This window comes from Streptomyces sp. IBSBF 2435 (assembly GCF_036815005.1).
Taxonomy (GTDB): Bacteria; Actinomycetota; Actinomycetes; order Streptomycetales; family Streptomycetaceae; genus Actinacidiphila.
This window is the reverse complement of sequence record NZ_JAJSYW010000085.1, coordinates 20,428-27,783: the sequence shown is the minus strand read 5'-3', so window position 1 is coordinate 27,783 and position 7,356 is coordinate 20,428. Positions and strand designations below refer to the sequence as shown.

The window sequence follows — 7,356 nt, the reverse complement described above, 5'->3', positions numbered from 1 at the left end:
CCGGGGGGCGGCGCCCCCCCCGGGGGGGGGGGGGGGCGCCGGGGGGGGCCCCCCCCCCCCGGGGTGGTGCGCTGGTTACGGCGGGCCGGGCGGGGTCAGGTGGGCAGGTGGGCAGGTGCCAGGTCTGCCAGGGGTTGGTGTTGCGGTCGTAGATCTGCACCGCGGCACCGTTCGCACTGCTCGCGGCCGCCACATCCACACACTTGCGCCACCCACACCCGTGACCGCCCCCGTGTGCGACCCACCCGCCGGCGTCGTCGTCGGAGGCGTGGTTCCTCCGCCGGTCACGCCGTTGAAGATGCCGGAGGACTGGTAAGGCGACTGGGAGGTGCCGCTGCACGAGTCCGACAGCTGGCCGGTGTTCGAACACGCCTTGTCACGGCCCGTCCGTGATGGTCTCGGTCCGCTGGGCGTCCGAGAGGCGGCCCTCGATGTACTTCTGCGTCCACTGGCTCGGCGTCTGCGGGTTCTGGAAGATCCCCGACACCGTATGGGCTCCCGAGATGCCACTGAGGGCGTTGATCAGATCGGTGCGGCCCACCGGAGCCGGATACGCCTGTGCGCTTCGCTGCGGGCCGACGCCGAGCACGGTGACGGTCCGCAGGCCTGCCGTGGCCAGCAGGGAGCGCCACGGGCGGCCCCTCTGTCTCGAACTCACCGATGGTCCTTTCGTCCCGTGGGGCGACGAATGACAGGGCCGGCCTCCGACCGAGTCGTGGCACCGGCGCAAGGGGAGCGGCATCACGGTAAACCCGGCCGTACGACATGTCCATAGATCGTTCAAGTAGAGTGCTCACGCCTACTGCCTCCGTACTCGGCGCAGTCCGTCCCGGCGCCGTACCACCGGGCTGCAACGATCCGGCACTCTCCCGTGATGCAGGCCCTGCGTCACTACGGGCAGCCGAACGCCGGGGGCCTCACGGTGCCGGGCGGTCCTCGCCCGCGGCCTTTCCCAGGCGCCGAGCGTCACAGGGAAGGGTCCTGCAGGTCACTGGCACGTTTTACTCCCGTTGCTGTCCAATCCATTGACACTGTCGTGGACACGTTCTAGCTTCCAGGGCGTCGGTTCCGACCTGTATAGAGCGTGACAGTGACGCCTGGCCGCGTGATATCGCGGACACCAAGCAGGTCGTGCATGCAGCGTTTCACCCCCACGGCACGCACGAGAGGGCTCCCCATTGAGACCGAAGATCTTCACCCGTAGGACGGTTGCCCTGCTGGCCGCGCTGCCGCTGGCGGCGGCGGCCTGGCTGGCCACATCGCCGTCCCCGGCGTCCGCCACCGGCGCCTCGACACCGGCCGCGGTCGTCGACTACCTGCACCAGATCAGCGGCAACCACGTGATCAGCGGAGTCCACAACAAGGAGCCGCTGAGCAACCCCGCGCAGTACACCGCGCAGGCGCACTCGATCACCGGCAAGTACCCCGGCCTGTGGGGCGGCGAACTCGGCTTCACCGCCACCGACGTCGCCAACCGCCAAACCATGATCAACCAGGCCAAGACCGAGTGGGCCAACGGCTCACTGGTCGCCCTGACCTGGCACATGTGCAAGCCGAACGTGTCGACCTGTGACTTCAACGGCGGCATCAACGGTGCCAGTCTGTCCGACTCCGACTGGAGTCAGCTGATCACGAACGGCAGCTCGCTCAACAGCGCGTACAAGGCGAAGCTCGACACGGCCGTGCCGTACTTCCAGCAGTTGAAGGACGCCGGGATTCCGGTGCTCTTCCGGCCGCTGCACGAGATGAACGAGGGCTGGGCGTGGTGGGGCGGCCGCTCCGGCGCCAACGGCAGCGCCAGGCTGTTCCAGATCACCCACGACTACCTGGTCTCCAAGGGCCTGACCAACATCATCTGGGTGTGGAACGTCAAGGACACCGACCAGAACGGCGGCTCCGGAGGAGTCTCCGGCTTCTATCCCGGCGACTCCTACGTGGACGTGGCCAGCCTCGACCCCTGGGTGCACACCTGGCCGGGCAGCGACTGGTACAACGCCATGCTGAACGTCGCCCACGGCAAGCCCGTGTCGCTCGCCGAGGTCGGTACGGTGCCGACGGCCGCGCAGCTCGCCTCGCAGCCGCAGTGGGCCTGGTTCATGATCTGGTCCGAATACCTCACCTCGGCCAACTCCACCGCGGGCCTCCAGGCCACGTTCAACTCCTCCCGGGTCCTCAGCCAGGGCCAGTTCACGATTCCCACCGGCACGCCGACGACTCCTCCGACGACGCCGCCGGGTGGGTCGCACACGGGGGCGGTCACGGGTGTGGGTGGCAAGTGTGTGGATGTGGCGGCCGCGAGCACTGCGAACGGCACGGCGGTGCAGCTGTACGACTGCAACGGCAGTACGGCGCAGTCGTGGACGGTCGGCACCGACGGGACGATCCGGGCCCTGGGCAAGTGCCTCGATGTGACCGGGCAAGGCACCGCGAACGGCACGAAGCTGCAGATCTGGGACTGCAACGGCTCCGGGGCCCAGCAGTGGAGCACCGAATCCGACGGGCACCTGAAGAACCCGCAGTCCGGCCGCTACCTCGACGACCCCGGCGGCAGCACCGCCAACGCCACCCGCCTGCAGATCTACGACCGCAACACCAACCCCTGGCAAACATGGCACCTGCCCACGGGCGGCGGGACCACGCCGCCGCCCGGCTCGTGCACGGCGAGTCTGGGCAGCGGCCAGTACAACACGCCGGTGTCCTTCGACGGCAGGACCTACCAGGTCCTGGTGCACGTCCCGACCCGTGCGGCGGGTGCCCGCCTGCCGCTGGTGCTCGATCTGCACGGCAGCCAGTCCACCGGCGCCGGGCAGCTGTCCTACAGCAACCTGGCGCCCACCGCCGACGCGAACGGCTTCATCGTGGCCGCGCCCACCGGCGTGGTGCCCAGCGGCAGCGGCTTCATCTGGAACGTCCCCTACGTGACGCCCAGTGGCACCCGTGACGACGCCGGCTTCCTGCGGCAGGTCATCGACACCCTCACAGCGAACGCGTGTGTCGACCCGGCCCGCGTCTTCGCCACCGGTTACTCCGGGGGCGGCCGGATGACCTCGGCCCTGGGCTGCATGCTGGCGGACAAGGTCGCCGCGATAGCCCCCGTGTCCGGTATCAGGGCGGGCCGCCCCGACCCGTCCGACCGCAGCCGGCCGGACCTGTCGACCTGTACGCCGTCGCGTGCGGTTCCGGTGATCGCCTTCCACGGCCAGCAGGACACCACCAATCCGTACAACGGAGGCGGCGACGCCACCGCCTGGCAGTATTCGGTGCCGGTGGCGCAGCAGGCGTGGGCCGGACTCGACGGCTGCACGGCGGGGCCTGCCACCGCCCAGGTGAGCACCCACGTCAGCAGGACCGTCTACAGCGGCTGCCGGGACGGCGCCGAGGTGCAGTTGTACACGATCTCCAACGGTGGCCACACCTGGCCGGACTCCTCGCAGGACAACGGCAACGGGACCGTCACCCACGAGATCAGTGCCGACGGTCTCATGTGGCAGTTCTTCCAGCAGCACCCCATGCCGGGCTCCTCCTGACCGCCCGGACGGCCTGGACCGCCTGAACCGCCCGACCTCCTCACCCGCTGAACCCACTCCCCTGCACGGCCGGAACGCGGTTCCGGCCGTGCGGTCCGTCCCCGCCCCATCGGGCCGGAGCAGGGCGGAGCCGGTGCAGGAAGGGGGCGCTCGCGCGTTTTATGTCTGCTGATCGAGGCGAGCGGCAGACGCGGCTGTCAAGACCCGCGATGCCCCGGGACCGCGAGGGGTGACGAGGCGCCCCCCGAGTGAGATTTATTAAGTAAAGGAACAGTGATCTGCTCCTCCTAGCTAGCGGAACATCACGGTCTCATTAAACTAGACCGTTCTATGGACACACTCCTGTGTTCCGTCTACGTTAAGCAGCCATCAGCCGCTTCGCCCCGACGACGAGACGTCCGTCGCTGCGCGGCATGCAGTGCGGCGTTTTCCGTTCAGCAACAAGGGAGTGGGATCGGCATGCGAAGAACAGCGATTGCGGCCACCGGAGTGGTGCTTGCCCTGGGCCTGGCCGCCTGCGGCGGGGGCAGCGGCGGCGGTTCGTCGTCCGACGCGGCCAAGGCCCCCACCGACCCGTCCAAGGTCTCGGGCACGATCACCGTCCTGACCAACCGCACCGACCAGGTGCAGGACGGGACGCTCAAGGGGTACGCGGCGGCGTTCAACAAGACATACCCGCATGTGACGGTGAAGTTCCAGGGCCTCACCGACTACGAGGGCGACGTCAAGATCCGGCTCAACAGCAAGAACTACGGCGACGTACTGTCGATCCCGAACTCGGTGCCGCTCAAGCAGTACCCGACGTTCTTCGCGCCGCTCGGGCCGGCCGCCGACCTGTCGAAGACCTATGACTTCACCGACCACGCGACGGTCGGCGGCCAGGTCTACGGCATCGCCAACATCGGCACGGCCAACGGCTTCGTTTACAACAAGGCCGTGTGGAAGCAGGCCGGCGTCACCGACTGGCCCACCACGCCGCAGCAGTTCATCGACGACCTGAGGGCGATCAAGGCCAAGACGGGCGCGACCCCGTACTACACGAACTACCACGACGGCTGGCCGCTGACGAACTGGGGCAACGCCCTGGGCTCGCCGAGCTGCGACCCGGCCGCCAACGACAAGCTCGCCGACACCAAGGAGCCCTGGGCCGCCGGGCAGGACCTCAACGTCGTCGACTCGCTGCTGTACGACACCGTGCACGACAAGCTGTCCGAGGCCGACCCCAACACGACGAACTGGGAGAACTCCAAGGCGCTGATCGGCACCGGCAAGGTCGCGACGATGTGGCTCGGCTCCTGGGCCGTCGTGCAGATGCAGGACGCCGCGAAGAAGGCCGGGCAGAACCCCGACGACATCGGCTTCATGCCCTTCCCCGCGCAGAAGGACGGGCACTTCTGCTCGGTCGTGCGGCCGGACTACCAGTACGCGGTGAACACCCACTCCAAGAACAAGGACGCGGCGCGCGCCTGGCTGGACTGGTACATCAACAAGTCAGGCGACGCCCAGGCCGCACTGTCGATCTCCTCGGTCAAGGGCACGGCCCTGCCCGCGGACCTCAAGCCCTTCCAGGACGCCGGGGTGACGTTCATCCACCTCACCAACGACAAGACCGCCCAGGTCGACGAGATCGACAAGGCCTCCGAGATCGGCATCAACAACCAGGACTACCCGCAGCACATCGTGGACGTCGCCCGCGGCGCGGCCGGCGGTGACAAGGACAGCGTCTTCAAGGACCTCAACAAGAAGTGGTCCGACGCCCAGGGCACCCTCGGCTGACCGGCGGGCCCCGCAACCGCTGCTCCGCCCGGCAGATGCCGGGCCGGAGCAGCCCCCGCCCGTGCGCGGGACCGTACCGCCCGCGCCGGGCACGGCCCGTCCGCCGTGACGTGCACGGCGGCCCCACCCACAAGCCTGCCGCCCCTGCGGAGCGGCGACCGGAAGAAGGACCAGATGAGCGCACCGCGGACCGCGGGCCGCAGACCTCCCGCCCGCATTCTGCCGCCGCAGGACGCGGCCCGCTCCCGCGGCCGGCGGCCGCGCCGCATGGCACCCCTGCGGCGCAAGGGGGGCGCCTGGTGGGTCACCCCCTGGCTGTACCTGCTCGTCCCGCTCGCGCTGCTGGTGACCTTCACCCTGCTGCCGGTGGTGGACATGGTCTCCTACAGCTTCACCGACTGGGACGGCATCAGCCCGACCCGCAACTTCGTCGGATTCGACAACTACACCGACCTGTTCACCCGTCCCCAGCTCTTCCAGGTGTTCTGGGTCAGCCTGTTCTACCTCGGGGCGTCGGTCGTGCAGATCTGTGCGGCCCTCTACTTCGCCACCGTCCTCAGCTTCAACACCCGGCTGCGGAACCTGTTCAAGGGCCTGCTGTTCTTCCCTTACCTGATCAACGGGGTGGCGGTCGGCTTCGTGTTCCTGTACTTCTTCCAGCCCGGCGGCACGCTGGACACCGTAATGGGCTGGTTCGGCGCGGGGCCGCATCTGTGGCTCGGCAATCCGCACCTGGTCAACACCTCCCTTGCGGGCGTGTCCGTATGGCGTTTCATGGGTCTGAACATGGTGCTGTTCATCGGTGCCATCCAGTCCATACCGCCGCAGCTGTACGAGGCGGCGGCGCTGGACGGGGCGAGCCGCTGGCAGCAGTTCCGCTTCGTCATCGCCCCCAGCATCCGGCCGATCATCAGCCTCAGCGTGATCCTGGCGATCTCCGGCTCGCTGTCGGTGTTCGAGATCCCGTTCATCATGACCGGCGGCTCCAACAACAGCGAGACCTTCGTCATCCAGACGATCAAGCTCGCCTTCAACTTCAACAAGACCGGACTCGCGTCCGCCGCGGCGGTGGTGCTGCTGCTCATCGTGCTCCTGGTGACCTGGGTGCAGCGCCTGCTGTTCCCCGACGAGAGGGTGGAACAGTCATGACCGTGCTCGACGGCCCGGCCATCGGCCGGGCGCCGCGGTTCCACGACCGGGGAGCGCCGGTCCGCGGGCGTATCGCGGTGTTCCTGAAGTACCTCTCGCTCGTACTGGCCAGCGCGGTCGTGGTGGTCCCGCTGGTCGCGGTACTGCTCACCTCGCTGCGCACCAGCAAGGAGATGGCCGACGGTGGGGCGCTTGCCGCGCCGCACGACTGGTTCAACTTCCACAACTACGCCGTTGCGTTCACCGACGGCCACATGCTGCGCGCCTTGTGGAACACCTCGTTCATCCTGGTGTTCTCCGTACTCGGCACCGTGCTGATCGGGTCGATGACCGCCTACGCCATCGACCGCTTCCACTTCCCGTTCAAGAAGCTCGTGATGGCGCTGTTCCTGATCGCCTCGCTGGTACCGAGCGTGACCACGCAGGTCGCCACCTACCAGATCGTCAACAACCTGGGCGTGATGGACACCCGCTGGGCGCCGGTCATGCTCTACATGGGCACCGACATCGTGTCCATCTACATCTTCCTGCAGTTCATCCGGTCCATTCCGGTCTCGCTCGACGAGGCGGCCAGGCTGGACGGCGCGAACTCGTTCACCATCTACTGGCGCATCATCGTGCCGCTGCTCAAGCCGGCCATCGCGACCGTGGTGATCATCAAGGGCGTCGCCATCTACAACGACTTCTACATCCCCTTCCTCTATATGCCGGACGACAGCCTCGGGACCATCTCGACCTCGCTGTTCCGGTTCAAGGGCCCCTACGGCGCCCACTGGGAGGTCATCTCGGCCGGCGCCGCGCTGGTGATCATCCCCAGCCTCGTCGTCTTCCTGGCACTGCAGCGCTTCATCTACAACGGCTTTTCCTCCGGCGCGACCAAATAGCGCCCCCTGCGGCGCAGTCA

At 68.0% G+C, this 7,356-nt stretch carries 5 protein-coding genes; 4 read left to right on the top strand and 1 reads right to left on the bottom strand.

Annotated elements, in window-relative coordinates; genetic code table 11:
* Nucleotides 1-376: 376 nt before the first annotated feature.
* Complete coding sequence (locus V7E46_RS18275) at nucleotides 377-658, bottom strand: hypothetical protein (RefSeq protein WP_333769399.1); 282 nt, start codon at nucleotides 656-658, stop codon at nucleotides 377-379.
* Nucleotides 659-1,178: 520 nt separating this feature from the next.
* Here V7E46_RS18275 and V7E46_RS18270 point away from each other — a divergent pair.
* The 4 genes from V7E46_RS18270 (at nucleotide 1,179) to V7E46_RS18255 (ending at nucleotide 7,336) form a co-directional block, all read left to right on the top strand.
* A complete protein-coding gene (locus tag V7E46_RS18270; protein WP_333769398.1) occupies nucleotides 1,179-3,527 on the top strand; it encodes an extracellular catalytic domain type 1 short-chain-length polyhydroxyalkanoate depolymerase in 2,349 nt (782 codons plus the stop codon).
* Nucleotides 3,528-3,986: 459 nt separating this feature from the next.
* Nucleotides 3,987-5,303, top strand: a complete 1,317-nt coding sequence (locus V7E46_RS18265; RefSeq protein ID WP_333769397.1) for an ABC transporter substrate-binding protein — start codon at nucleotides 3,987-3,989, stop codon at nucleotides 5,301-5,303.
* A 174-nt stretch (nucleotides 5,304-5,477) separates the two neighbouring features.
* Nucleotides 5,478-6,452 (top strand): carbohydrate ABC transporter permease, encoded by a 975-nt coding sequence (locus tag V7E46_RS18260; protein WP_443054228.1) that lies wholly within the window; start codon nucleotides 5,478-5,480, stop codon nucleotides 6,450-6,452.
* Nucleotides 6,449-7,336: a carbohydrate ABC transporter permease gene (locus V7E46_RS18255; RefSeq protein ID WP_333769396.1), complete on the top strand. Its 888-nt coding sequence runs from the start codon at nucleotides 6,449-6,451 to the stop codon at nucleotides 7,334-7,336. The genes V7E46_RS18260 and V7E46_RS18255 overlap by 4 nt, the downstream gene beginning before the upstream one ends.
* The last annotated feature ends 20 nt before the right edge of the window (nucleotides 7,337-7,356 follow it).

Excerpts from the sequence above, each read along its gene's own strand:
- V7E46_RS18265 (WP_333769397.1), top strand. The coding sequence starts at position 3,987 with ATGCGAAGAACAGCGATTGCGGCCACCGGAGTGGTGCTTGCCCTGGGC.
- V7E46_RS18260 (WP_443054228.1), top strand. The coding sequence starts at position 5,478 with ATGAGCGCACCGCGGACCGCGGGCCGCAGACCTCCCGCCCGCATTCTG.
- V7E46_RS18255 (WP_333769396.1), top strand. The coding sequence starts at position 6,449 with ATGACCGTGCTCGACGGCCCGGCCATCGGCCGGGCGCCGCGGTTCCAC.